Origin of the sequence: Pseudomonas sp. MWU12-2029 (genome assembly GCF_023242425.1) — a bacterium.
Classification (GTDB): Bacteria; Pseudomonadota; Gammaproteobacteria; order Pseudomonadales; family Pseudomonadaceae; genus Aquipseudomonas; species Aquipseudomonas kribbensis.
The window spans coordinates 409,131-431,660 of sequence record NZ_JALJDY010000002.1 but is presented as its reverse complement, the minus strand read 5'-3'; the positions used below and the strand labels follow the sequence as shown (position 1 = coordinate 431,660).

The following is a 22,530-nucleotide window of genomic DNA, read 5'->3' as shown; positions in this document are numbered from 1 at the left end:
CCTGCGTGCATAAAGGCCGGGGGTGAGCAGTGGCTGACGAACGCATACTAATAATTGGGGGATACACAATGAGCACGAGCATCACGGCGGACGGCCTCAGCGCCGCCCAGCCTGCGTTCCTGTCCAAGGAACGCATCATCGCCAAGCCCGGTTTCAACCGCTGGCTGGTCCCACCGGCCGCTCTGGCCATTCACTTGTGCATCGGCATGGCCTACGGTTTTTCGGTGTTCTGGCTGCCGCTGTCCAAGGCACTGGGCATCACCGCGCCAGTGGCTTGCGCGCCGGACATGGGCTTCATTGCACAAGTCTTCTCGTCGCAGTGCGACTGGCCGATCTCCATGCTCGGCTGGATCTACACCCTGTTCTTCATCTTCCTCGGCTGCTCGGCAGCGATCTGGGGTGGCTGGCTCGAACACGCCGGGCCACGCAAGGCCGGCGTTGTATCGGCACTGTGCTGGTGCGGCGGTCTGCTGATTTCCGCGCTGGGTATTTATACCCACCAGATCTGGCTGATGTGGATCGGCTCCGGCGTGATCGGTGGTATCGGTCTGGGCCTGGGCTATATCTCGCCGGTCTCGACCCTGATCAAGTGGTTCCCGGACAAGCGCGGCATGGCCACCGGCATGGCGATCATGGGCTTCGGTGGTGGCGCGATGGTCGGTGCTCCGCTGGCAACTGCTCTGATGAGCCATTTCGCTTCGCCGACTGGTGTGGGCGTATGGCAGAGCTTCGTGGCCATGGCCGCGATCTACTTCGTGTTCATGATCGGTGGTGCACTGGCTTACCGCGTGCCGCCGACCGGCTGGAAGCCTGAGGGCTGGACCGCGCCGGCGAAGAAAGCCTCGAACGCGATGATCACCCACCGTCACGTTCACGTGAATGTGGCGTGGAAAACTCCGCAATTCCGTCTGGTGTGGCTGGTGCTGTGCCTGAACGTGTCCGCCGGTATCGGCATCCTCGGCATGGCTTCGCCACTGTTGCAGGAAGTGTTCGGCGGCAAGCTGCTGGGCAATGATCTGCCGTTCGGTCAATTGGACGCCGGTCAACTGGCTTCCATCGCTGCGATTGCGGCCGGTTTCACTGGTCTGTTGAGCCTGTTCAACATCGGCGGTCGTTTCTTCTGGGCGTCGTTCTCGGACTACCTGGGCCGCAAGAACACTTACTTCGTGTTCTTCGCGCTGGGCTTCGCGCTGTACGCGTTGATCCCGAACCTCGGTCACCTGGGCAACGTTGCGCTGTTCGTGGCGGCGTTCTGCATCATCCTGTCGATGTACGGCGGTGGTTTCGCAACCGTTCCGGCCTATCTGGCCGACCTGTTCGGCACGCAAATGGTCGGTGCGATCCACGGTCGCCTGCTGACCGCCTGGGCTGCCGCTGGCGTGCTGGGTCCGGTGCTGGTGAACTACCTGCGTGAGTATCAGTTGAGCATTGGCGTTGAACGCGCCGCGGCTTACGACATCACCCTGTATATCCTCGCCGGCCTGCTGGTGCTGGGTTTCCTGTGCAACCTGCTGGTGCGCCCGGTGGCGGACAAGTACTTCATGACCGACGCCGAACTGGCAGCCGAACAGGCGCTGGGCCACGACAAGGGTGCTGACAGCAGCACCGTGCTGGAGTGGAAAGCCGCGCCGGGCAGCAAGCCGCTGGCAATCGCTGCGTGGCTGGTGGTCGGGATTCCGTTGGCGTGGGGTGTGTGGGTGACCCTGCAGAAGACGGCGGTTCTGTTTCACTAAGTAGCCAGGCGCTGGCCTGAAAATCTTCAGGTCAGCGCCAAATCCTGTGGGAGCGAGCTTGCTCGCGATTGCGGTCTGACAGTCGACAGTGATGTTGAATGTGCGGCCCTCATCGCGAGCAAGCCCGCTCCCACAGTTGTTTCGGGCTATCCGAAATGGCTTGTATGGACATGTCTATCCCCGACAGCACGGGCTTCTATCCGTCTGCCATATCACGTCTCGTGTTTCTGTTTCGGCCCCGCGTGCCTATAATGGCTGCCTTTTTCGCCCAATGATTTTGCGGAGCTGGTGATGGCCGAACGTAAGGCGTCTGTCGAGCGCGACACTCTGGAAACCCAGATCAAAGCCTCGATCAACCTTGATGGCACCGGAAAGGCCCGATTCGATATCGGTGTTCCTTTTCTTGAGCACATGCTGGATCAGATCGCCCGTCACGGGTTGATCGACCTGGATATCCAATGCAAGGGCGATCTGCATATCGACGACCACCATACCGTGGAAGACGTCGGTATCACCCTCGGCCAGGCCTTCGCACAAGCCATCGGCGACAAGAAAGGCATCCGTCGCTACGGCCACGCCTACGTGCCGCTCGATGAAGCGCTGTCGCGTGTGGTCATCGACTTCTCCGGCCGTCCGGGCCTGCAGATGCACGTGCCGTACACCCGTGCCACCGTTGGCGGTTTCGATGTCGACCTGTTCCAGGAATTCTTCCAGGGCTTCGTCAACCACGCGCTGGTCAGCCTGCACATCGACAACCTGCGCGGCACCAACACTCACCACCAGATCGAAACCGTGTTCAAGGCTTTCGGCCGCGCGCTGCGCATGGCTGTCGAACTGGATGACCGCATGGCCGGCCAGATGCCTTCGACCAAGGGCGTGCTGTAATGCAGACGGTTGCAGTCATCGATTACGGCATGGGTAACCTGCACTCGGTGGCCAAGGCCCTCGAGCACGTTGGCGCCGGCAAGGTGCTGATCACCAGCGATGCGGACGTGATCCGCGAAGCCGACCGGGTGGTTTTCCCCGGCGTCGGTGCGATTCGCGATTGCATGGCGGAAATCCGTCGCCTCGGTTTCGACTCGCTGGTGCGTGAAGTCAGTCAGGACCGCCCGTTCCTCGGCATCTGCGTCGGCATGCAAGCCTTGCTCGACACCAGCGAAGAGAACGACGGCGTCGACTGCATCGGCCTGTTCCCGGGCGCAGTGAAGTTCTTCGGCAAAGACCTGCATGAAGACGGCGAGCACCTGAAAGTCCCGCACATGGGCTGGAACGAAGTGAAGCAGTCGGTGGATCACCCGCTGTGGCACAACATTCCGGACCTGGCGCGTTTCTACTTCGTGCACAGCTACTACATCGCCGCCGGCAATCCGCGCCAAGTGGTCGGCAGCGGTCATTACGGCGTCGATTTCGCCGCAGCGCTGGCCGAAGGTTCGCGTTTTGCCGTGCAGTTCCACCCGGAGAAGAGCCATACCCATGGCCTGCAATTGCTGCAGAACTTCGCAGCGTGGGACGGTCGCTGGTAAATGGCCGCCAAGAAGAAACCGCCGATCCTGACCCTCACGCCCGAGCAGGAAAGCGATGCCAACCGCAAGATCCAGCGGTTCATGGAGGATCGTTTCGAACTGGACCTGGGTTCGTTCGAGGCGGCGGAAATTCTTGAGCTGTTTACCCGCGAAATTGCTCCGCACTATTACAACAGGGCGATTTTCGATGTGCAGACCCACCTCAAGGAGCGGTTTGAAAGCATCGAAAGCGACCTGTGGGCGCTCGAGAAAAACTGATTTCCGAGCCAAGCTGAACATTCAAATTTGAAGGTTTGCCAGATGCTGATTATTCCCGCTATCGATCTCAAAGACGGTGCCTGCGTACGTCTGCGCCAGGGCCGCATGGAAGATTCCACAGTGTTCTCCGATGACCCGGTGAGCATGGCTGCCAAGTGGGTGGAGGGCGGTTGCCGTCGTCTGCATCTGGTCGATCTGAACGGCGCCTTCGAAGGCCAGCCGGTCAACGGCGAAGTGGTGACCGCGATTGCCAAGCGCTACCCGAACCTGCCGATCCAGATCGGCGGCGGCATCCGTTCGCTGGAAACCATCGAGCACTACGTCAAGGCTGGCGTGAGCTACGTGATCATCGGCACCAAGGCTGTTAAAGAGCCGGCGTTCGTCGCCGAAGCCTGCCGCGCATTCCCGGGCAAAATCATCGTCGGCCTCGACGCCAAAGACGGTTTTGTTGCCACCGACGGCTGGGCTGAAATCAGCCAGGTGCAGGTCATCGACCTGGCCAAGCAGTTCGAAGCCGACGGCGTGTCCTCGATCGTTTATACCGACATCGCCAAAGACGGCATGATGCAGGGCTGCAACGTACCGTTCACCGCTGCGCTGGCTGCTGCCACCAGGATCCCGGTGATCGCTTCCGGCGGCATTCACAACCTGGGTGACATCAAGTCGCTGCTCGACGCCAAGGCACCGGGCATCATCGGCGCCATCACCGGCCGGGCGATCTACGAAGGCACTCTCGACGTCGCCGAAGCGCAAGCTTTCTGCGACTCGTACCAAGGCTGAGGACTGACCATGGCGCTGGCCAAACGCATCATCCCTTGCCTGGACGTGGACAACGGCCGGGTCGTCAAAGGTGTGAAGTTCGAGAACATCCGTGACGCCGGCGACCCGGTGGAGATCGCCCGTCGCTACGACGAGCAGGGTGCCGACGAGATTACCTTTCTCGACATCACCGCCAGCGTCGATGGCCGCGACACCACGCTGCACACCGTCGAGCGCATGGCCAGCCAGGTGTTCATCCCGCTGACCGTCGGCGGTGGCGTGCGCACCGTGCAGGACATCCGCAACCTGCTCAATGCCGGTGCGGACAAGGTCTCGATCAACACCGCTGCCGTGTTCAATCCGGAATTCGTCGGCGAAGCGGCGCAGCATTTCGGCTCGCAATGCATCGTCGTCGCCATCGATGCGAAGAAGGTGTCCGGCCCGGGCGAAACCCCGCGCTGGGAAATCTTCACCCACGGCGGCCGCAAGCCGACCGGCCTCGACGCCGTCGAGTGGGCGAAGAAAATGGAAGGCCTGGGTGCCGGTGAAATCCTCCTGACCAGCATGGATCAGGACGGCATGAAAAACGGCTTCGACCTTGGCGTGACTCGCGCCATCAGCGATGCGCTGGGCATTCCGGTGATCGCTTCCGGTGGCGTCGGCAACCTGCAGCATCTGGCTGACGGGATTCTCGAAGGCCACGCCAGTGCAGTACTGGCGGCGAGTATTTTCCACTTCGGCGAATACACCGTTCAGGAAGCCAAAGCCTACATGGCTAAACGCGGCATCGTAATGCGTTAAACCATACAGGCCAGTGGACAGCATGGCGTACCCGAGGCACTCTTGGGCACGCCATGGATTTCGGTAGCCCGACATGATCAAACGCCTGCTTCTCGCCCTCGCCAGTGCCTCCGTGTTGTTGATCAACACTGGCCACGCCGCAGAAAATCCCGACACCGATCTGGTGCTCCTCACCGAAAACTTCCCGCCGTACAACATGGCGAAGAACGGCAAGAATTTCGCCCAGGACGAAAACATCAACGGCATCGCCACGGACATCGTGCGCGAGATGTTCAAGCGTGCCGGCATCACTTACAGCCTGACCCTGCGCTTCCCCTGGGAGCGGGTCTACAAGCTGGCGCTGGAGAATCCCGGTTACGGTGCTTTCGTCATGGCGCGTCTGCCGGATCGCGAGACCCTGTTCAAATGGGTCGGCCCGATCGGCCCGGATGACTGGGTCATGCTGGCCAAGGCCGACAGCAAGATCACCCTCGAAACCCTCAATGACGCGCGCAAATACAAGATCGGCGCCTACAAGGGCGATGCGATCGCCGAGACCCTGGCCAAGCAGGGCCTGAAGCCGGTGGTGGTATTGCGCGATCAGGACAACGCCAAAAAGCTTGTCAGCGGCCAGATCGACCTTTGGGCCACCGGCGATCCTGCCGGGCGTTATCTGGCTCGGCAGGATGGCGTGACCGGGCTGAAGACTGTGCTGCGCTTCAACAGCGCCGAACTGTATCTGGCGCTGAACAAGGAAGTGCCGGACGCCGCCGTTGCCAAACTTCAGGCTGCGCTGGATCAAATGCGCAAGGATGGCGTGGTCGACGAGATCATGGGGCGGTATCTGTAGTCACCATCACTTGTTCCGTCGGCAGGACGGGGATTTCATCCTGCCCGAAAGAGGCCTCGCCCTGTTCATGATCGGATGCCTTCGGCGAGGGGCAGGTGATCACGGCGTCTTTTTCGGACGGGTACTGGCTCAGAAATAGGCTTTCGTCATCGCTGTACTCGACGCCGAATGTCACTGCCGTGTTGTCCACACGCAGCAGCCGGTACTCGCTCTGCAATTGATATACCGCAACCATCGTGTTTTTCGCTGCCAGGGCGACAACCTCCAGGGGATAGAATTTCCCCCATCCGCCGGACGATGTTTCGGTGTGAGTGAAGGTTTTGGTCAGGCTGGCCGAAAATCGTATCGCCCAGTTATCACCGGGTGTCCTGATCGGCCAGGCCCTGTCGAACTCGATGGCTGTCAGTCGATTGAACACTTGCAGTAAAGACGCATTTTGAGCCCGCGCTGCCGTCCATTTGACAGATCGATATTGGTCCCCCGCGTTATGCTCGTGACCGACCAACACGTACCGATCCGCTCTTTCAAGGCGGTAGTACGGCGATAGCCGCAGCTGTTCGAGCGGGTGCATATCGTCTCTGACTGCGAACCACGGAAGCCGGGTGACCTGAGTAACCGTAGCCGGCTCGATGGGGGAGGGCGATCCGAACCCCGACAGCATCGGGGTTGCTGGCGCGGCGTTAGACTGCACGGTGAGCGGTACTCGCAACGCGTAGGAAGCCAGGTATGACGAAGGTCTGGAATGGCTCTGCACGCCGGTGAACGTGCCGGGTAAAAAGCAGATTTCTCCTGCTTCCGCGATCGGTGGCTCAATACTCCAAGCGCTGAAGTTCTGCTTTGCGCCGCTGCCTTTATCACTCCAGATCAACGGGCCGGCAGTGGCAGGCGTTACCAGATCCATACGTACGCAACGTACCGAATTGACCGATGGTTTTTCATGATCACTGGCGCATACCAGACCAAGAGCGACGTAGCCTTCAGGAGGGATCGGGCGCCAGATCGAGACGTAGGTTTTTGCGCCCGAGCCTGAGTCCTTCCAGACCAGTTCGAAGTTGTCGGGCCGCCTGAGTGCTTTGCCCTTGGTGCTGTCGATGCTCGGGGAGTCCGCCTCTCGTACAACGGCCGCAACGTTCGTGCCGTTGATGTTGGCAAATCCGGGAATCGCAATATCGCCCATCGAGAAATAACCCGGCAACACATCGGGGGGCGGGGCGGGGCGCCAGAAGCCGGCCGGGCTCGAGCGAAGGTTTTTGGTGTCCCACACCCGCTGAAATTCTGTGGTGAAGCTGATCAGCAGGTTGTCGAGCTTGATGGGTTCCATTGGCCGCGAAGGGGCGGCGTTGTTGTCATTGATCGTCATGGTGAGTCCTGATAGTGAAAGGCGACTCGGCTGAGTCGCTACCGGTTGCAGGTTTCACTATCCGGAAGTGGGTGAGGGGGCTGGCGGTAACTATGTATGGGCCGGCATTAGCGATAGACACCGTCTTTGCCATGAGCGGCCGTGGCGCGATTGCTGCGCACACTGATCATCTGCTTTATGTCGATCCACTCGATGCCTTGAGCTTTCAGCTTCGGCAGCTCCTGCTCCAGCACCGCCAGCGTCTGTGGATAAGGATGGCCGATCATCACCGCCGAACCCTGTTTACGCGCCAGAGTGATCGCGGTCTGCAGTTGGGTATAGATCGCCGCTTCGGTGCGCTCGTCATCGAGAAACACGTCCCGCGAAACGCTCGCCAGATCGATCTTCTGCGCTTGTTGCGCAGCGACGGTCTGGGCGCTGGTGCGGCTGTCGACGAAGAACTTGTGGCGGCGTTGCAGCTCGCCCATCAACCACGCCATCGCCACCGGTTGTGCCGTCATGCGGCTGCCCATGTGGTTGTTGATGCCGGCGGTGTACGGGACCATTTTGAATGCAGCGTCGAGACGCTTCTCAAGCTCTTCGATGGGCAGTTCGGGATGCCAGGCGAACGGGCCGGTGGCCGGGTCCATCGGCATGTGCAGGATCACGATCTTGCCGGCGCGATGGGCTTCGCGGGCGAATTCGGTGGCGTGCGGGGTGTCGGGCATGATCGCCGTGGTGACCGGTCCGGGCAGGGCCAGCACGCGACGATCCCGAGGCAGGTTCTGCCCCAGGTCGTCGATGATCAGTGTCAGGTAGGCTTTTTGCGGTGTCGGTCTGGCAGGTTCTGCGTGAACAGCACCCGCCAGACAGCACAACAGGACAAAGACGAAACGCAAAGACATCCTCAACGGCCGGACGTAATGCTCAGGCCTTTGAGCAGGCTCAGGGCCTGGGCCAACTGGTAATCGTCATCCTGCGGCATGGCTTTCGGTTTGGCGCCGGAGCCGGTCGGTTTGTCCGCGCCGCCGTTGCCGTTGCCCAGGTGACCCTGCAGGTCGGCTTCCTTGAAGTAGTCGCCGTCCGCCTCGTTGGTGATCTTGGCCTTGCGCACTTCGATGTCCGGGACGATGCCCTGGGCCTGGATCGAGCGGCCGTTCGGCGTGAAGTACAGCGCGGTAGTGATCTTCAGCGCGCGGTCGTTGTTCAGCGGCAGCACGGTCTGCACCGAGCCTTTACCGAAACTGGTGGTGCCCATGACCACGGCGCGTTTCTGGTCCTGCAGGGCGCCGGCGACGATTTCCGAGGCCGAGGCACTGCCACCGTTGATCAGCACGACCATCGGTACCGCTTCGCTTTCGTCCTTGCCGGTGGCGGAGAATCGCAGCTCGGAGTTGGCGATCCGGCCTTTGGTGTAGACGATCAGGCCCTTGGTGATGAAGTGGTCGACCACTTCCACCGCTGCCTGCAGCACACCGCCCGGGTTGTTGCGCAGGTCGAGGATGATGCCGTTGAGCTTCTTGCCGTTGTCCTTGCGCAGCTTGGCCAGGGCCTTGGAGACTTCCTCGCCGGTCTTGACCTGGAACTGGGTGATGCGGATCAGGCCGTAACCCGACTCGAGCAGTTGCGCCTTGACGCTCTTCACCTGGATCACCGCACGGGCCAGAGTCACATCGAACGGCGTGCCGCCGTCGCGGACTAGGGTCAGGGTGATTTTCTGGCCGATCTTGCCGCGCATCTTGTCCACGGCTTCGGTCATGGTCTGGCCACGGGTCGGCGCGCCGTTGATCTTGACGATGAAGTCACCGGCCTGGATGCCGGCCTTCGACGCGGGCGTATCGTCGATTGGCGACACGACCTTGATGAAACCGTCTTCCGAGCCGACTTCGATGCCCAGGCCGCCGAACTCACCGCTGGTGCTTTCCTGCAGTTCGGTGAAATCTTCCGGGCCGAGGTAGGCCGAGTGCGGGTCGAGGTTGCTGAGCATGCCCTTGATGGCGTTTTCCAGCAGGGTCTTGTCGTCCACCGGTTCGACATAGGCGGCCTTGATCCGGTCCATGACCTCGGCAAAGGTGCGCAGCTCTTCCAGCGGCAGCGGGGCCTTGGAAGTCGCGGCAGTGCCTGCCGGAGCGACAGCCGGGGCCGGTTGAGCGGCAAACGCCAGAGGCGCGCCGATCACCAGGGCGATCGTCAGGGCCAGCGAGGTAAGGCGGGACAAATGCAGCATGTCGAACGAACTCCTGAATTAGGCGACGCGCTTATCCTTGCGCGTGACACCATTGCGCCGGATCACTCGGGTGACCCTGCTGACGAATTGCGAAATACAGCGCTGGTGTGTCCTGCCCGCCACTGTTACCGACAGTGGAGATGGACTCACCGGCTTTTACCACGTCACCAGCCGACTTCAGCAGCGTCTGGTTATGACCGTAAAGACTCAGAAAACCGTTGCCGTGATCGAGGATCACCAGCAACCCCGCACCGCGCAACCAGTCGGCAAACACCACGCGCCCGCCGTGTACGGCGTGAACCTGGCTGCCGGCGGCGGCGCTGATCATCACGCCGTCCCACTTGGTGCGGGCATCGTCGCCACGGGTTTCACCGAAGCGTGCCAGCAGTCGACCATCAACCGGCCATGGAAGTTTTCCCCGAGTGGCAGCAAAAGGGCCGCCGAACGTCTCGCCGCTGCTGGAAACCAGCGCGCCAGGGGTTGGTCTGGCTTTTGGGCGTGGGGCGTCGCTGGTGTCCGAGTCCGCATCGGCGCGGGCCTGGGCCTCACGTAAACGCTTTTTTTCGGCTTCCTGCTGGGCGATCAGCGCTTTCTGCCGCGCTTCTTCTGCCTCACGGGCCTGGCGGGCCAGGGTTTCTTCAATGGTTTTAAGGACTTTAGACAGGTCTGCCTGATCCTGCTCGCGGGCGGCCAGTTTCTGGTCGCGGGCTTTCACGTCGTCATTGAGCTTGGCCAGCACTTGCTGGCGCTCCTTGCGAACCTTGTCGAGGGCGTCACGCTGGGTGTCGAGGTCGCTTTTCTGCACCAGCAACTGGGCTTGCTGCGAGGAAATGTCTTTTTCGACATTGGCCAGCTGACGCAGGGTTTCGTTGAAGTTCTTCAACTGCTCCAGGCGGGCCTGGCTCAGATAGTCGTAATAGGTGAGGGTGCGGGCGAATTTCTCGGGATTCTGCTGGTTGAGCAGCAGCTTGAGGTATTCCTGCCGGCCGTTCTGATAGGCCGCGCGGGCCTGGATGGCGATCAGTCGTTGCTGTTCAGTGCGCGCGCTCTGGAGTTTTTTTTTCTCCGCATCGAGCCGCTGCAGCTCGGATTCGCTCTTCTTCAGCTCTTTTTGCAGGGCATCGACCTGCTTTTCGAGCTTGCCCATCTCGGTTTCGGTGCCCTTGAGCTCCTTTTGCACCCCGGATTTTTCTTCCTGGAGCTTGCCCAGCAGCTTTTTCAGCTCGGCGATGTCCTGACGCGTGGCGTCCAACTGCTGTTGGGTTTGCGCACGCTCGTCAGCGAAGGCCGGTTGGAGCAGGCATGTCAGAGCGAGGGCGATCAGGACGCGAAGCATAGGGGCGGGCGGCACCAGGGTAAGGGACGGCCTAGTATGCCCGCCCCACGCGGCAAAAAAAACGCCTCAAAGCCAACTGCTTTGAGGCGTTCGTCATAAAAAGCCGTTTCAGGCTGATTACAGGGCGTTTTTGATATCAGACCAGAATCGAAGTGCCAGTCATTTCCGCCGGTTTTTCCAGGCCCAGCAACTTGAGCATGGTCGGCGCCACGTCCGCCAGTACGCCGCCTTCACGGACCTTGAGGTCACGCTTGCCGACATAGATGAACGGTACCGGCTCGGTGGTGTGCGCGGTGTGCGCCTGGCCGGTGGCTTCGTCGGCCATTTGCTCGACGTTGCCGTGGTCGGCCGTGATCAGGGCTTCACCGCCGACTTTTTCCAGGGCCTCGACGATGCGGCCGACGCAGGTGTCCAGGCATTCCACGGCTTTCACCGCTGCTTCGAACACGCCGCTGTGGCCGACCATGTCGCCGTTGGCGTAGTTGACCACGATCACGTCGTAGCGCTGATTCTCGATGGCATCGACGATGCGGTCGGTGACTTCCGGCGCGCTCATTTCCGGTTGCAAGTCATAGGTGGCGACTTTCGGCGACGGGATCAGAATGCGCTCTTCGCCCGGGAACGGTTCTTCGCGACCGCCAGAGAAGAAGAAGGTCACGTGGGCATATTTCTCGGTTTCGGCGATGCGCAACTGGGTCTTGCCGTTTTTCGCCAGGTAGTCGCCGAGCACGTTTTCCAGGCTGCCCGGCGCAAAGGCTGCAGGGGCCGGAATGCTGGCGGCGTACTGGGTCAGGCCGACGTACTGCACTTTTGGCTGGCGTGCACGCTCGAATTCCTTGAAACCGTCTTCGACAAACACACGGCTCAGCTCGCGGGCACGGTCGGCGCGGAAGTTCATGAACACCACGGCGTCGCCGTCTTCGACCTTAACCGGTTCGCCAATGCTGGTGGCCTTGACGAATTCGTCGCTCTCGCCACGGGCGTAAGCGGCTTCCAGACCTTCCTGGGCAGTGGCGGCGGTGAATTCACCTTTACCGTCGACGATCAGGTTGTAGGCCTGGGATACGCGATCCCAACGGTTGTCGCGGTCCATGGCGTAATAGCGGCCGATGAGGCTGGCGATGCGGCCCTTGCCGAGGGCCTGGAAGGTCGCGTCGAGCAGTTCGATCGACGAAGCAGCGCTTTTCGGTGGCGTGTCGCGGCCGTCGAGGAAGGCGTGCAGGTAGATTTTTTCGGCGCCACGCTTGAAGGCCAGCTCTGCCATGGCGATCAGGTGATCCTGGTGGCTGTGCACGCCGCCGTCCGACAGCAGGCCCATGAAATGCACGGCCTTGCCGGCGGCCACGGCTTTGTCCACAGCGGCGCAGATGGTCGGGTTCTCGAAGAACTCGCCGTCGCGGATCGCCTTGGTCACGCGGGTGAAGTCCTGATACACCACGCGGCCGGCGCCGAGGTTCATGTGACCGACTTCGGAGTTGCCCATCTGGCCGTCCGGCAGGCCGACGTCCATGCCGCTGCCCGAGATCAGGCCGTTCGGCACGGTGGCCCACAGGCGATCCAGCACAGGCTTTTTGGCCGCGAAGACGGCGTTGGATTCGGGGCTGTCGCTGTGACCGAAGCCGTCGAGAATCATCAGGACCAAAGGTTTAGGCGTGGTAGTCATGGAATCCACTCGTGGCTAATAAAGAAGAGGGCGATGGAAAAGGGAGTTGGAGTTTAAAGCGAAGTTCCTGCGGCGTCACCGCCGGACGGGGTTTGGCCGACCATAGTGGCTGTGTATACTGGCCGACATTTTAACGCCCTGGAACCTCCTTCGATGGTTGCTCACCTGATTGAATTTGCCACTAACCACTACATTCTTGTCGGTATCTTCGTCGTACTGCTGGCTTTGCTGCTGGCGCATACGGTGCAGGGCGGCGGTAAAAGCCTGAGCACGGGCGAGCTGACCGCACTGGTCAACAAGGAAGCCGGCGTGGTGGTGGACATCCGTCCGAGCAAGGAATACGCCGCCGGTCACATCGTTGGCGCGGTGAACATTCCCCAGGACAAACTGGCCGCCCGCATCGGCGAGCTGGAAAAGCACAAGGCCAAGACCATCATTCTGGTCGACGCCCTGGGCCAGACCGCCGGCACCCACGCCCGCGAGCTGATGAAATCCGGCTTCACCGCCGCCAAGCTGTCCGGCGGGATCTCCAGCTGGAAAGGCGACAACCTGCCGCTGGTGAAGTGATATGAGCGAAGTCATCGTCTACTCCAGCGATTACTGCCCTTACTGCTCGCGCGCCAAGTACCTGCTCGCGAACAAAGGCGTGGCCTTCGAAGAGATCAAGGTCGATGGCAAGCCGCAAGTGCGCGCCGCCATGGCCCAGAAAGCCGGACGCACGTCCGTGCCGCAGATCTGGATCGGCGACACCCACGTCGGCGGATGTGACGATTTGTACGCCCTGGAGCGCGCCGGCAAGCTCGACGCGCTGCTCAAGGCCTGAACTGCTGCACCTCACCAAGAACCCAAAAGACCCAAGATCAGAAAGGATCTGAGATGACTGACCAACAGAACACTGCAGCCAGCGAAGAAGAAACCGCACCGCAATTCTCCTTGCAGCGCATCTACGTTCGCGACCTGTCCTTCGAAGCTCCGAAAAGCCCGGCGATCTTTCGCCAGCAGTGGGACCCGACCGTCGGTCTGGATCTGAACACCCGTCAGAAAGCGCTGGAAGGCGATTTCTACGAAGTCGTGCTGACCCTGTCCGTGACCGTGAAAAACGGTGAAGAAGTCGCCTTCATCGCTGAAGTGCAACAGGCCGGTATCTTCCTGATCAAGAACCTGGACGCGGCTTCGATGAGCCACACTCTGGGTGCGTTCTGCCCGAACATCCTGTTCCCGTACGCTCGCGAAACCCTGGACAGCCTGGTCACCCGTGGTTCGTTCCCGGCCCTGATGCTGGCCCCGGTGAACTTCGACGCCCTGTACGCGCAAGAGCTGCAGCGCATGCAGGAAGCCGGCGAGACTCCGACCGTTCAGTAAGCGGTCGATGCAACAACGAAAAAAGCGCCGTTACAGGCGCTTTTTTCATGGGCGGTGATCGTTACTTGAAGCCGTTCTGTCGCCAGGCTTCGTACACGGCCACTGCCACGGTGTTGGACAGGTTCAGGCTGCGGCAGCCTTCGCGCATCGGCAGGCGCAGGCGCTGTTCGGCGGGCAGGGCGTCCAGCACTTCCGGCGGCAGGCCACGGCTTTCCGGGCCAAAGATGAAGGCATCGCCCGGGACGAACGCGGCATCGTGAAACGGTCGCGAACCCTTGGTGGTGAAGGCGAACAGCCGTGGGTGGCCGAGACTTTCCAGGCAACTGGCCAGGTCGGCGTGGCGTTGCAGCGTGGCGTACTCGTGGTAGTCGAGACCGGCACGACGCAGGCGCTTGTCGTCCATCTCGAAGCCCAGCGGTTCGATCAAATGCAGGTGGCAGCCGCTGTTGGCGCACAGCCTGATAACGTTACCGGTGTTCGGTGGAATTTCCGGTTGAAAAAGGATGACGTGAAACATGCACGGCTCCGAAGGTAAAGATGACGCGCATTCTACGCCGCCAGCCGACCCGCGTTCGAAACTATTCCCGCGAGTCATGGGTTCGCTGGCGATTTTCGGCCTGATGGTCGGGATGATGATCGGCCGCTTGACCACCCCCGACCCCAGCGTATTGCAACAGGTCGAGGTGATCGATGGCGGTCTGGCGGTCTGGTTCAACAATGAGCCGAAGCTGCATGGCGAAATCGTCGATGGCACGCTCGCCCTGTTGTTTCAGGCCGAGGGCAAGGCACAAAAGGGCCAGTTGAAGATCAACGGCAAAGACGGGAACTGGCGGACGCGATTGAGTGACGGTGGTTTACTGCTGACGGTGCTGGCGGCGCGGCCGCTGCAAGGGGAGTGGGCCGGCCAGGCGGTCGATGACCGCTGGCGGCTGGAGATCCGTCTCCGGGAGCAATAAAAGAGGGAATCCCCGGCCTGCCTGTACCAAGGTTCCCGAAACGGGCGGGCTCATCGCATGGCGTGCTGAGCCGGTGTAAAGAAGGAACCCCTGACCTGCCTGTATCAAGGGCCCCAAAAGGGTGGGCTCGATGAGCCCGGTGTAAAGAGGGGAATCCCCGGCCTGCCTGTACCAAGGCCCCCGAAAGGGTGGGTGAATCGAATCACCTGAAAGGGTTACTGCAGGGGGCGTGCCAGTTTTTATCGTTTTGAAACAAAAAAGCCCGGCACCATGACGAAGGCCCCGTAATACGGGGCCTTCGTCTTTTCACCGGATGGTTTTTTCAGCGTGTTGCGACACAAGGTCGAGCCAGCGACCGTGCCCGATTACGGGTCACGGTGCCTTGCGGCGGTGCAGGCCGGCACTGAATCTCAGCCCTCATCACCCTCATCGTCATCCCCGCCATCGACCTTCATGCCGAGCTCCTTGATCTTGCGGGTCAGGGTATTGCGGCCCCAGCCCAGCAGCACCGCAGCGTCACGGCGACGCCCGGCAGTGTGCTTCAACGCTGTCTCGATCATGATCCGCTCGAACGCCGGCACCGCGCTGTCGAGCAGACTCGACTGACCACGTGCCAAGGCCTGGTCGGCCCACTGGCGCAGCGCCTGCTCCCAGTTGGTCACCGGTGCTGAATCCTGCGGCAGGCTCAGAAGCTCCGGCGGCAGGTCGCCGATGTGCACTTCACGCCCGGACGCCATCACCGTGATCCAGCGGCAGGTGTTTTCCAGCTGCCGCACGTTGCCCGGCCATGGCAGGTTCTTCAGATATTCCTCGGTCTCGCTTTTCAGCAGCTTAGGCTCCACCGCCAGCTCCTGCGCGGCGCGGCTGAGGAAGTGCTTGGCCAGGGTCGGGATGTCTTCGCGACGGTCCGACAGGCGCGGGATATGGATGCGGATCACGTTGAGGCGGTGGAACAAGTCCTCACGGAATTTCCCGGCGTGAACCAGGGTTTCCAGATTCTGGTGAGTCGCCGCGATGATCCGTACATCAACCTTGACCGGCACGTGCCCGCCGACGCGATAGAACTCACCGTCGGCCAGCACCCGCAGCAGTCGGGTCTGGGTATCCGCCGGCATGTCGCCGATTTCATCGAGGAACAGCGTGCCGCCATCGGCCTGTTCGAAACGCCCGCGACGCAGGTTGGCTGCGCCGGTGAACGCGCCTTTCTCGTGGCCGAACAGCTCGGACTCCATCAGGTCTTTCGGGATCGCCGCCATGTTCAGCGCAATGAACGGCGAGGCCGCCCGGGGGCTGTGGCGGTGCAGGGCATGGGCCACCAGCTCTTTACCGGTGCCGGATTCGCCGTTGATCAATACGGTGATGTTGGAGTGGCTCAGGCGCCCGATGGCGCGAAACACTTCCTGCATCGCCGGCGCTTCGCCGATGATTTCCGGGGTGCGGGTCAGGGCCGGCACCACTTCCAGGCCTTGCTGCTCCTGGGCGTGCTGGTTGGCGCGCTTGACCAGCGACACTGCTTCGTCGACGTCGAACGGCTTGGGCAGGTATTCGAAGGCGCCGCCCTGATAGGAGGCGACAGCGCTGTCCAGATCGGAGTGAGCGGTCATGATGATGACCGGCAGGCGTGGGTGCTGCTCGCGAATCCGCGCCAGAAGATCCAGACCGCTGGCACCCGGCATGCGGATGTCGGAGATGATCACGTCCGGCTGCTGGCGGGCCAGGCGGCTCATCACGCCATCGGCACTGTCGAAGCTCTGGGTGGTCATGCCTTCCTGTTGCAGGGCTTTTTCCAGGACCCAGCGGATAGAACGGTCGTCATCGACGATCCACACGGTTTCACTACGGCTCATGTCGATGTGGCTCCTTGTTCCAGTGGCAGAAAGATCGAGAAGGTGGTGTGGCCTGGATGGCTGTCACACTCGATCAGGCCCTGGTGCTGGCTGATGATGTTCTGGGTGATGGCCAGGCCGAGTCCGGTACCGTCCGGACGTCCGCTGACCATGGGAAAGAAAATGGTTTCCTGGAGTTCCGCCGGAATCCCCGGACCGTTGTCGATGATCTCGATCTTGGTCACCAGACGATGGCGGATATGGCCGATGGTGAACTGGCGCATGGCGCGGGTGCGCAGGCTGATGCGGCCCAGGCGCAGCTCGTTCTGGCTGCTGATCGCCTGCATCGCGTTGCGCACGATGTTCAGCACGGCCTGAATCATTTGCTCGCGGTCGATCAGCACGTCCGGAATGCTCGGGTCGTAATCGCGCACCAGGGTGATGCAGCCCTGGCTTTCGGCCTCGACCAGTTGGCAGACGCGCTCCAGCACTTCGTGGACGTTGCACAACGCCAGCGACGGCAGTTTGTTCGAGCCGAGCATGCGGTCGACCAGATTGCGCAGGCGGTCGGCCTCTTCGATGATCACGTTGGTGTAGTCGCGCAGGCTGTCCTCCGGCAGCTCCCGGGCCAGCAATTGCGCGGCGCCACGGATGCCGCCCAGCGGGTTCTTGATCTCGTGGGCGAGGCCGCGCACCAGCATCTTGCTGGTTTCCTGCTTGGACAGTTGCGCCTCTTCCTTGGTGATCCGCAGCAAGCGATCGCGAGGGTGAACCTCCAGCAACAGCAGGGTCGCGCCGCTGCTCAGGATCGGTGTCACCGCGTAGTCCACGGTCAGGGTCTGGCCGGTGAGGGCGGTGAGCATCGCTTCGCGCTTGGTGAACGGGTGTGCCTGTTCCACCGCCTGGCGCAACGAATTGAGCGCCTCGGTGGATTCGGTGAACAGCTCGCTGATGAACTGGCCATGGCTGCGCTGACCGCTGATGGCCAGCAGCATCTCCGCCGCCGGGTTCATGTACTCGAGGCGCAATTCGGCGTCGAGCAGGATGGTGGCGGTGGTCAGGTTGTCGAGCAGCAATCGGTGGAGTGCGTCGCTTATGGTCATCAGGACCTCTTTTGGAGCAAGGCGTGCGCGAGAAACGAAGCGCCGGTGCGAGGAAAATGCAAAAACCAAACCAAGGCTCCGAAAAGAAGCGTTCATCCCCTGAAACGGGCGTTTGACGCTCGTTTGCGTGGCGATCAGCCGGCCCTGGCGGGTACTTTCGAACCAAAATGGGTTGGATTGTGAGTACGGTGCAGACTCTTGCACCAATATAGTGCGCAAAGCTGAACGGCGTTAGAAGAAACGCAGGAAGGGGTTTTTCGGTTCGACGGGTTTGTCTTTCAGCGGGCATTCCGGGCGAACGCCGTAGTCGTCGGCGGTGCAGGGTTTGACCTGGCGCTTTTGTGCCAGGGAAATGCGCTGCATGTGGAACGGCTGATTGGCGGTGCGCTCTACGATGCGATCCTGCGCATCAAGGATCTCCACCGACAGGTTATGGCTGCCGCGATCGATATTGCTCAGCGGGAACACCGGGCTCAGTCCGGGTTCGCCGGTGGGCTGGCCGTCCAGCAACAGGCGATAGCGATGACCTTTTTGCAGGCCGGGTTCGCTGGTGATGCTGACGATCAGTTCGCCGGCGCTGCTGCGAATGGTGGCGTCCGGCTCCGGGACCAGCACCCGCAGCATGTCGTAGCGGAACAGCGGTTGCTCCGCTGATTTTTTGGCCTTGGTGATGGGCGCCGCCCCGGTCGGGTTCGAGGCCATGCGATTGCTGGTGGCCAGCGGCACACGCTTGGCATTGCCTCGCGGTTGATCGGTGTAGACGCGATTGCCCTGTGCGTCGATGTAAGTGAACACCTCGGCCGATGCGCTGAGCGCGATCAGCGACAAGCACAAGGCAATCAATCCTCGCGTCATGGCTTGTGCACTCGCTGCACCGTAAACACCACCGCAGGACTCTGCTGAATGATCGCCTCGCCATCGATCACCTGAACCGCCAGCCGATGCTCGCCCCGGTCGACGTTCACCAGTTGCAGGATCGGCACGTTGCTCGGCTGACCATAAGGCGCGTCGTCCAGCAGCAGGCGCAATTGATGTGGCGGTTGCAGGCGCGGCTTGATCAGCACGCTGACGGTGAACGTGCCGTTGTTGGCGCGCAGGGCTTCTTCGGTGGGCAGACCGGTCAGCTCCAGCACTTCATAGGCATTTCGTACAGGCGCCCGACTGGCCGTGTCCGACGACGGCGCATTCGGTGCCTGAGGCTGGACGCTGTTGAGCGGCGGCAACTCCACCGCCTGTGCCTTCACGCCGTCCGGCGAGTGATCGCTGTACACCGTGTTGCCGTTGGCGTCGGTGTACTTGTAGATCTGCGCGGCGGCGGGCAGGGCGATCAGCATCAGGATGTAGAGAAAGGTGCGACCCATGAAATCGACCGGAAAAGAAAACGATGGGTTGCAGCATAGGCCAGTCGGGCGAGGATGGCTCGGACGGTAAACATCCGGGCAATAAAAAAGGCCTCCCGAAGGAGGCCTCTTTTTGTCACGCCGCCTAGTGCAGCGCTACCGGATCAGCAGCTGTAGTACAGCTCATATTCCAGTGGGTGTACGAAGGTGCGGACCTTGATTTCTTCTTCGGATTTCAGCGCGATGTAAGCATCGATGAAGTCGTCGGAGAACACGCCGCCCTTAGTCAGGAACGCGCGGCCCTTGTCCAGCTCTTCCAGGGCTTCTTTCAGGCTGCCGCAAACTTGCGGGATCTCTTTCGCCTCTTCAGGCGGCAGGTCGTACAGGTTTTTGTCAGCGGCATCGCCTGGGTGGATCTTGTTCTGGATACCGTCCAGACCGGCCATCAGCAGTGCTGCGAAAGCCAGGTACGGGTTGGCAGCCGGATCCGGGAAACGTGCTTCGATACGACGGCCGCGTGGGCTGTTGACGTAAGGAATACGGATCGAGGCGGAGCGGTTGCGAGCCGAGTAGGCCAGCATCACCGGAGCTTCGAAACCTGGCACCAGACGCTTGTAGGAGTTGGTGGCCGGGTTGGTGAAGCCGTTCAGGGCCTTACCGTGCTTGATGATACCGCCGATGAAGTACAGGGCGGTTTCGGACAGGCCGGCATAGCCTTCGCCAGCGAAGGTGTTCTTGCCATCTTTGGCGATGGACATGTGAACGTGCATACCCGAGCCGTTATCGCCGTACAGAGGCTTCGGCATGAAGGTCGCGGTGCGGCCGTAGGCATCGGCCACGTTGTGGACAACGTATTTCAGAGTCTGAACTTCGTCAGCTTTCTTCACCAGGGTGTTGAACTTGACACCAATTTCGTTTTGACCGGCAGTTGCCACTTCGTGGTGGTGAACTTCAACGGTCTGACCCATTTCTTCCAGTGCGTTGCACATGGCGGTACGGATTTCGTGGTCGTGGTCGAACGGCGGAACCGGGAAGTAGCCGCCTTTCACGCCTGGACGGTGGCCCTTGTTGCCGCCTTCCACGTCCTGGTCGGACATCCACGAGCCTTGCTCGGAGTAGATCTTGAACATCGAGCCGGAGATGTCGGACTTGAACTTCACTTCGTCGAAGATGAAGAACTCAGGCTCTGGACCGGCGAATACGGTGTCACCGATACCGGTGGTCTTCAGGTATTCCTCGGCGCGGTGGGCGATGGCGCGCGGGTCGCGATCATAACCTTGCATGGTCGAAGGTTCGATGATGTCGCAGACCAGGATCAGGGTCGGCTCTTCGGTGAACGGGTCCAGAACGGCGGTTTCGTCGTCCGGCAGCAGGATCATGTCGGAGGCTTCGATGCCTTTCCAGCCAGCGATGGAGGAACCGTCGAACATCTTGCCAACTTCGAAGAAGTCGTCTTCCAGCGCATCGCGAGCCGGCATGGTCACGTGGTGCTGAGTGCCTTTGGTGTCCGTGAAGCGCAGATCAATCCACTTGACGTCATGATCTTTGATGAGTTGAACCGACTTCGACATAGTGTCCTCCGGGTGGCTTAGGGCTGGTAGTGGATGCCCTTAAATGTTGGTGATGCCGGCGCGAATACTCTGCCAAGGCAACCTGCCTCACAAGGGAGCAAATTGCATGCCAGTGCCCCAGCATGGGTTTTTTGCCCCAAATTCACGCTTATTAAGGTGCGAAACGCATAAAGGCTGAAAATCTCGCCCTTTAATGTAGCGCTATAAGTCGAAAATGACCCGTTTTGGTGCATGCAAAACCTTCTGCACATTAACTGGTTAAACCTTGAGCAATTTCCGCTATAATCCGCGCCCCCCTTTTTCGGCTGGCCCAGCGCGCGCTGTTTTCATGAAACTAATCGTAAAAGTCTTCCCCGAGATCACCATCAAAAGCCGACCTGTCCGGACGAAATTCATCCGCCAGCTGGCCAAGAACATCCGCACCGTGCTCCGCGACCTGGACCCGGCCGTGGTGGTGAACGGTGTGTGGGACAATCTCGAGCTGGAAACCCGCGTGACCGATCCCAAGGCCCTGAAAGAGATGGGCGAGCGCCTGACCTGCATGCCGGGCATCGCGCACTTTCTGCAGATCGACGAGTACCCGCTGGGCGACTTCGACGACATCACCGAGAAGTGCAAGCAGCACTATGGCGATGCACTGGCCGGGAAGATTTTCTCGGTGCGCTGCAAACGTGCGGGCAAGCATGCATTCAGCTCGATGGACGTCGAAAAATATGTCGGCAGCAAGCTGCGCCGTGAGTGCGGTGCCGCCGGAATCGACCTGAAAGCGCCGGAAATCGAAGTCCGCATCGAAGTTCGCGACAAACGGTTGTTTGTCATCCACAGCCAGCACAATGGCATCGGCGGCTACCCGCTCGGTGCGCTGGAGCAGACGCTGGTATTGATGTCCGGCGGCTTTGACTCGACGGTTGCGGCCTACCAGATCATGCGTCGCGGCCTGATGGCGCACTTCTGCTTCTTCAATCTGGGCGGTCGTGCCCACGAACTGGGCGTGATGGAAGTCGCGCATTTCATCTGGAAGAAGTACGGCAGCTCGCAACGCGTGCTATTTGTCAGTGTTCCATTTGAAGAAGTCCTGGGCGAAATTCTCGGCAAGGTCGATAACAGTCATATGGGCGTCGTATTGAAGCGTATGATGTTGCGCGCCTCCTCGGCCATCGCCGAGCGCCTGCACATTGATGCGCTGGTCACCGGCGAGGCGATCTCCCAGGTATCGAGCCAGACGCTGCCGAACCTGTCGGTGATCGACTGCGTGACCGACAAACTGGTCCTGCGTCCGCTGATCGTCGCCCACAAGCAGGACATCATCGACACGGCCAACGAGATCGGCACTGCCGATTTCGCCCGGCACATGCCGGAGTACTGCGGGGTCATTTCGGTCAATCCGAAGACCGCCGCCAAGCGTGGCCGGGTCGAGCACGAAGAGCAGGAATTCGACATGGCGGTGCTCGAGCGTGCGCTCGCAAACGCCAGACTGGTGCCGATCGATCGGGTGATCGACGAATTGGGCCAGGATTTGCAAATCGAAGAAGTCAGCGAGGCACTGGCCGGCCAGATCGTCATCGACATCCGTCACCCGGATGCCGCCGAGGATGAGCCGCTGGAACTCGAGGGCATAGAAGTACAGACGATGCCGTTCTATGCAGTGAACGCACGTTTCAAGGAACTGGACCCTACTCGCCAGTACCTGCTGTATTGCGACAAAGGCGTGATGAGTCGCCTGCATGCCCACCATTTGCTCAGTGAGGGGCATGCCAATGTGCGCGTTTATCGACCGAGCTAAGTGCCCGGGGCTGTTTGCCTGTGGCCTGCGTCACCGGCCCCCCGACACCGCCGTCAAGCTGTAACGGCCATGCCGGACACTACTGCTAATCGCTGCCAAGACTTGTCAGCAAACCGAATCC

23 protein-coding genes are annotated in these 22,530 nt (G+C 60.9%); 12 read left to right on the top strand and 11 right to left on the bottom strand.

All coding sequences use genetic code 11. The annotated features are described in order from the left end of the window. The first annotated feature begins 68 nt into the window (after positions 1-68). From M5B44_RS06830 to M5B44_RS06800, 7 genes are all read left to right on the top strand, one after another. Positions 69-1,733: an OFA family MFS transporter gene (locus tag M5B44_RS06830; RefSeq protein WP_085712763.1), complete on the top strand. Its 1,665-nt coding sequence runs from the start codon at positions 69-71 to the stop codon at positions 1,731-1,733. A 291-nt stretch (positions 1,734-2,024) separates the two neighbouring features. Continuing rightward, the gene (gene hisB / locus M5B44_RS06825; protein ID WP_085712764.1) at positions 2,025-2,618 is read left to right on the top strand and encodes an imidazoleglycerol-phosphate dehydratase HisB; all 594 of its coding nucleotides are present in this window, start codon (positions 2,025-2,027) and stop codon (positions 2,616-2,618) included. After that, positions 2,618-3,256: an imidazole glycerol phosphate synthase subunit HisH gene (gene hisH / locus M5B44_RS06820; protein WP_085712765.1), complete on the top strand. Its 639-nt coding sequence runs from the start codon at positions 2,618-2,620 to the stop codon at positions 3,254-3,256. The genes hisB and hisH overlap by 1 nt, the downstream gene beginning before the upstream one ends. Then, positions 3,257-3,514 (top strand): DUF2164 domain-containing protein, encoded by a 258-nt coding sequence (locus M5B44_RS06815; protein WP_085712766.1) that lies wholly within the window; start codon positions 3,257-3,259, stop codon positions 3,512-3,514. It abuts the gene before it with no gap. A 42-nt stretch (positions 3,515-3,556) separates the two neighbouring features. Beyond that, positions 3,557-4,294, top strand: a complete 738-nt coding sequence (hisA, locus tag M5B44_RS06810; protein WP_248738628.1) for a 1-(5-phosphoribosyl)-5-[(5-phosphoribosylamino)methylideneamino]imidazole-4-carboxamide isomerase — start codon at positions 3,557-3,559, stop codon at positions 4,292-4,294. A gap of 9 nt (positions 4,295-4,303) precedes the next feature. Beyond that, positions 4,304-5,074 carry an imidazole glycerol phosphate synthase subunit HisF gene (hisF, locus tag M5B44_RS06805; protein WP_007909211.1) on the top strand — a complete coding sequence of 257 codons (771 nt, stop codon included), beginning with the start codon at positions 4,304-4,306 and terminating at the stop codon, positions 5,072-5,074. 73 nt (positions 5,075-5,147) lie between these two features. Continuing rightward, entirely contained in the window at positions 5,148-5,903 is a 756-nt protein-coding gene (locus tag M5B44_RS06800) for a substrate-binding periplasmic protein (RefSeq protein ID WP_248738627.1), read from the top strand. On the opposite strand, the gene M5B44_RS06795 is transcribed toward M5B44_RS06800, so the two are convergent. The 5 genes from M5B44_RS06795 to gpmI all read right to left on the bottom strand — a co-directional run bounded on the left by M5B44_RS06795 (position 5,884) and on the right by gpmI (position 12,468). Beyond that, positions 5,884-7,263: a Vps62-related protein gene (locus tag M5B44_RS06795; RefSeq protein WP_248738626.1), complete on the bottom strand. Its 1,380-nt coding sequence runs from the start codon at positions 7,261-7,263 to the stop codon at positions 5,884-5,886. The two genes, M5B44_RS06800 and M5B44_RS06795, sit on opposite strands and share 20 nt — an antisense overlap. Before the next feature lie 107 nt (positions 7,264-7,370). After that, positions 7,371-8,147, bottom strand: a complete 777-nt coding sequence (locus M5B44_RS06790; RefSeq protein ID WP_248738625.1) for a divergent polysaccharide deacetylase family protein — start codon at positions 8,145-8,147, stop codon at positions 7,371-7,373. A 2-nt stretch (positions 8,148-8,149) separates the two neighbouring features. After that, complete coding sequence (locus M5B44_RS06785) at positions 8,150-9,469, bottom strand: S41 family peptidase (protein ID WP_248738624.1); 1,320 nt, start codon at positions 9,467-9,469, stop codon at positions 8,150-8,152. 31 nt (positions 9,470-9,500) lie between these two features. Next, entirely contained in the window at positions 9,501-10,805 is a 1,305-nt protein-coding gene (locus tag M5B44_RS06780) for a murein hydrolase activator EnvC family protein (RefSeq protein ID WP_085712772.1), read from the bottom strand. A gap of 136 nt (positions 10,806-10,941) precedes the next feature. Then, positions 10,942-12,468, bottom strand: a complete 1,527-nt coding sequence (gene gpmI, locus M5B44_RS06775; RefSeq protein ID WP_248738623.1) for a 2,3-bisphosphoglycerate-independent phosphoglycerate mutase — start codon at positions 12,466-12,468, stop codon at positions 10,942-10,944. Between the two features lie 153 nt (positions 12,469-12,621). Between gpmI and M5B44_RS06770 the strand changes: the two genes are divergently transcribed. The 3 genes from M5B44_RS06770 to secB are packed head-to-tail and all read left to right on the top strand — an operon-like array spanning position 12,622 to position 13,830. Continuing rightward, positions 12,622-13,035, top strand: a complete 414-nt coding sequence (locus M5B44_RS06770) for a rhodanese-like domain-containing protein (protein WP_085712774.1) — start codon at positions 12,622-12,624, stop codon at positions 13,033-13,035. Position 13,036: 1 nt separating this feature from the next. Then, the gene (gene grxC / locus M5B44_RS06765; protein ID WP_085712775.1) at positions 13,037-13,291 is read left to right on the top strand and encodes a glutaredoxin 3; all 255 of its coding nucleotides are present in this window, start codon (positions 13,037-13,039) and stop codon (positions 13,289-13,291) included. Between the two features lie 53 nt (positions 13,292-13,344). Then, positions 13,345-13,830, top strand: a complete 486-nt coding sequence (secB, locus tag M5B44_RS06760; protein ID WP_085712776.1) for a protein-export chaperone SecB — start codon at positions 13,345-13,347, stop codon at positions 13,828-13,830. A 61-nt stretch (positions 13,831-13,891) separates the two neighbouring features. Here secB and M5B44_RS06755 read toward each other — a convergent pair whose 3' ends face one another. After that, the gene (locus M5B44_RS06755; RefSeq protein WP_114881098.1) at positions 13,892-14,347 is read right to left on the bottom strand and encodes a tRNA (cytidine(34)-2'-O)-methyltransferase; all 456 of its coding nucleotides are present in this window, start codon (positions 14,345-14,347) and stop codon (positions 13,892-13,894) included. Between M5B44_RS06755 and M5B44_RS06750 the strand changes: the two genes are divergently transcribed. Then, positions 14,346-14,786, top strand: coding sequence for a hypothetical protein (locus M5B44_RS06750; RefSeq protein ID WP_248738622.1), 441 nt, complete (start codon positions 14,346-14,348; stop codon positions 14,784-14,786). The genes M5B44_RS06755 and M5B44_RS06750 overlap by 2 nt on opposite strands. 410 nt (positions 14,787-15,196) lie before the next feature. Here the strand turns inward: M5B44_RS06750 and ntrC are convergent, their stop codons facing one another. The 5 genes from ntrC to glnA form a co-directional block, all read right to left on the bottom strand. Further along, on the bottom strand, positions 15,197-16,633 hold the full coding sequence (ntrC, locus tag M5B44_RS06745; RefSeq protein WP_085712778.1) for a nitrogen regulation protein NR(I): 1,437 nt from the start codon (positions 16,631-16,633) through the stop codon (positions 15,197-15,199). Beyond that, a complete protein-coding gene (gene glnL / locus M5B44_RS06740; protein WP_085712779.1) occupies positions 16,630-17,715 on the bottom strand; it encodes a nitrogen regulation protein NR(II) in 1,086 nt (361 codons plus the stop codon). The genes ntrC and glnL overlap by 4 nt, the downstream gene beginning before the upstream one ends. Before the next feature lie 231 nt (positions 17,716-17,946). Continuing rightward, the gene (locus M5B44_RS06735; protein ID WP_248738621.1) at positions 17,947-18,570 is read right to left on the bottom strand and encodes a DUF4124 domain-containing protein; all 624 of its coding nucleotides are present in this window, start codon (positions 18,568-18,570) and stop codon (positions 17,947-17,949) included. Beyond that, a complete protein-coding gene (locus M5B44_RS06730; protein ID WP_248738620.1) occupies positions 18,567-19,076 on the bottom strand; it encodes a DUF4124 domain-containing protein in 510 nt (169 codons plus the stop codon). Before M5B44_RS06730 ends, M5B44_RS06735 begins: the two co-directional genes overlap by 4 nt. A gap of 143 nt (positions 19,077-19,219) precedes the next feature. After that, complete coding sequence (gene glnA / locus M5B44_RS06725; protein ID WP_085712782.1) at positions 19,220-20,626, bottom strand: glutamate--ammonia ligase; 1,407 nt, start codon at positions 20,624-20,626, stop codon at positions 19,220-19,222. Between the two features lie 328 nt (positions 20,627-20,954). Between glnA and thiI the strand changes: the two genes are divergently transcribed. Then, a complete protein-coding gene (gene thiI / locus M5B44_RS06720; RefSeq protein WP_085712783.1) occupies positions 20,955-22,409 on the top strand; it encodes a tRNA uracil 4-sulfurtransferase ThiI in 1,455 nt (484 codons plus the stop codon). The last annotated feature ends 121 nt before the right edge of the window (positions 22,410-22,530 follow it).